3 protein-coding genes are annotated in these 2,315 nt (G+C 65.6%); 2 read left to right on the top strand and 1 reads right to left on the bottom strand.

Annotation, left to right across the window (positions count from 1 at the left end; translation table 11 throughout):
- On the bottom strand, positions 1-612 hold a 612-nt coding region (locus tag FFS27_RS31865), incomplete at its 3' end, for a methyltransferase domain-containing protein (RefSeq protein ID WP_137952507.1).
- 101 nt (positions 613-713) lie between these two features.
- On the opposite strand from FFS27_RS31865, the gene gloB reads away from it, so the two are divergent.
- Both gloB and FFS27_RS31855 read left to right on the top strand, forming a co-directional pair.
- Entirely contained in the window at positions 714-1,490 is a 777-nt protein-coding gene (gloB, locus tag FFS27_RS31860; protein ID WP_021264644.1) for a hydroxyacylglutathione hydrolase, read from the top strand.
- Positions 1,491-1,567: 77 nt separating this feature from the next.
- Positions 1,568-2,315, top strand: a 748-nt coding sequence (locus FFS27_RS31855; RefSeq protein ID WP_171019277.1) for a lytic transglycosylase domain-containing protein, incomplete at its 3' end; no start/stop codon positions are given.

Here is a 2,315-nt window from a genome sequence, read left to right as displayed (position 1 = left end):
GGCGTCGCCCCAGCGCTCCAGGCGAGCCAGGCGCGATTGCCAGGCTGCCGACGCAAGCGGCGGACGATAGCACCCGAAGCGCCGTTTCTCCAGCGCGAAGCCCAGCAGGTTGAGCCAATCGCAGGCCCGCGACGGAGGAATGCAGCGGGCCTGGCGCAAGGCATCCCCGGCGAAATAATGACGGATGCCCCACAGGCTCCATGGGTTGATGCCGATCAGCAGCAGGTGGCCGCCCGGACGAACGGTACGCGCGGCTTCGCGCAGGAGACGGTGAGGCGACAGGCAGAAATCCAGGCCGTGTTGCAGCAGGACCACATCCGCGGCATGTTCGCTGAGCGGCCAGGCGCCCTCTTCGCAGGCGATGTCCACGCCCGGCAGCGGCGGCCCCAGGCGCACGCCGCGCTGAATCTGCCCGGTGCTCGGCGGCAGTTCGGCATGCGGCCCGTAGTGCACCAGGTAGCCACCGAAGTAACGGGTCAGCTCGTCGCACAACAGGCGTCGCTCCTCGGCCAGCATCAGGCTGCCCAGCGGCCCCTGGAACCAGTCGCGCGCCCGGTTGATCGATGCCAGCCACTCGGCATCGGTCTGGGCGAAGGCTTGCGGTTCGTTCATGCGTACCTCCAGCGTCTTCCCCTTCGCGGCGACGGACGCCGGCACGACGGGAAAATAAGCAATACTATGCGCCAATGACTTCTGCTTAGCGACATCGACCCATGATACAGATCGACGCCCTGCCCGCCTTCAACGACAACTACATCTGGCTGTTGCAAGATGCGACAAGCCGTCGCTGCGCGGTGGTCGACCCCGGCGATGCCAAGCCGGTGGAAGCCTGGCTGGCCGCCCATCCCGACTGGCGGTTGAGCGATATCCTGGTGACCCACCACCATCACGACCACGTCGGCGGCGTCGCGGCCCTGAAGGAACTGACCGGCGCGCGGGTTCTCGGCCCGGCCAACGAGAAGATCCCGGCCCGCGACCTGGCGCTGGAAGACGGCGAACGGGTCGAGGTGCTCGGCCTGGTCTTCGAGATCTTCCACGTGCCCGGCCATACCCTCGGCCATATCGCCTACTACCACCCGGCGGAGACGCCGCTGCTGTTCTGCGGCGACACCCTGTTCGCCGCCGGCTGCGGCCGTCTCTTCGAAGGCACCCCGGCGCAGATGCACCATTCCCTGGCGCGACTGGCCGCGCTGCCGGCCAACACCCGGGTCTACTGCACCCACGAGTACACGCTGAGCAACCTGCGCTTCGCGCTGGCGGTGGAGCCCGACAACGCGGCGCTGCGGGAACGCTTCGAGGAAGCGACCCGGTTGCGCGAACGGGATCGCATCACCCTGCCGTCGGAAATCTCGCTGGAATTGTCGACCAATCCATTTCTTCGCGTTTCGGAAAATTCTGTTAAGAAAAAAGCCGACCAGCGGAGCGGCCAGCAAAACCGCACCCCGGAGGAGGTTTTCGCCATCCTGAGGGCCTGGAAGGACCAGTTCTGAAGGTTGGCGAAATCTTGACCACTCTTGAGGTCATTTCTAGAATCGGCTGAATTTTTGCCCGGAACAGCACTCAGCCGATGCCGCCACAGACACGTAAAACCCCCGATCTAGACGCCCTGGCTCGCGCCGTTCGGGTGTCCATCCTGCTCATCGCCGGTGCGCTCGCCGGCTGCCAGGGCAGCGGCCAGATCAAGGGGGAGGCCCAGGCCAAAGCAGCACGTCCCGGCGCCCGAGCCGTCGACGTCCAGTTCAATCCCTCCTGGCTGCATACCCAGCCCGGCCAGAACGCCGCCTACAACGACATCTGGGACCGCATGCGCGACGGTTTCCAGCTCCAGGATGCGATCAGCACCAACCCGCGCATCGAACGCCAGCGCCTCTGGTTCCTCAGCAACCAGTCGTTCCTCGAACAATCGAGCGCGCGCGGCAGCCTCTACATGCACTACGTGGTCGAGCGCCTGGAAGAACGCAACATGCCGCTCGAACTGGCGCTGCTGCCGGTCATCGAAAGCGCCTATAACCCCTTCGCCCTGTCGCGCAGCAACGCCGCCGGCCTCTGGCAGTTCATTCCCGCCACCGGCCAGCATTTCAACCTGCGCCAGACCAATTTCTACGACGGTCGCCGCGACATCACCGCCTCGACCAACGCCGCCCTGACCTATCTCGAGCGCCTGCACGACATGTTCAACGGCGACTGGATGCTCGCCCTGGCGGCCTACAACGCCGGCGAAGGCACTGTCAGCCGTGCCATCGAACGCAACGAGAAACTGGGCCTGCCGACCGACTACTGGAACCTGCCGCTGCCGCAGGAAACCCAGGACTACG

This window comes from Pseudomonas sp. 2VD (genome assembly GCF_005503585.1).
Taxonomy (GTDB): domain Bacteria; phylum Pseudomonadota; class Gammaproteobacteria; order Pseudomonadales; family Pseudomonadaceae; genus Pseudomonas; species Pseudomonas aeruginosa.
The sequence above is the reverse complement of the archived record's forward strand: the minus strand, read 5'-3'. Positions and strand labels throughout refer to the sequence as shown.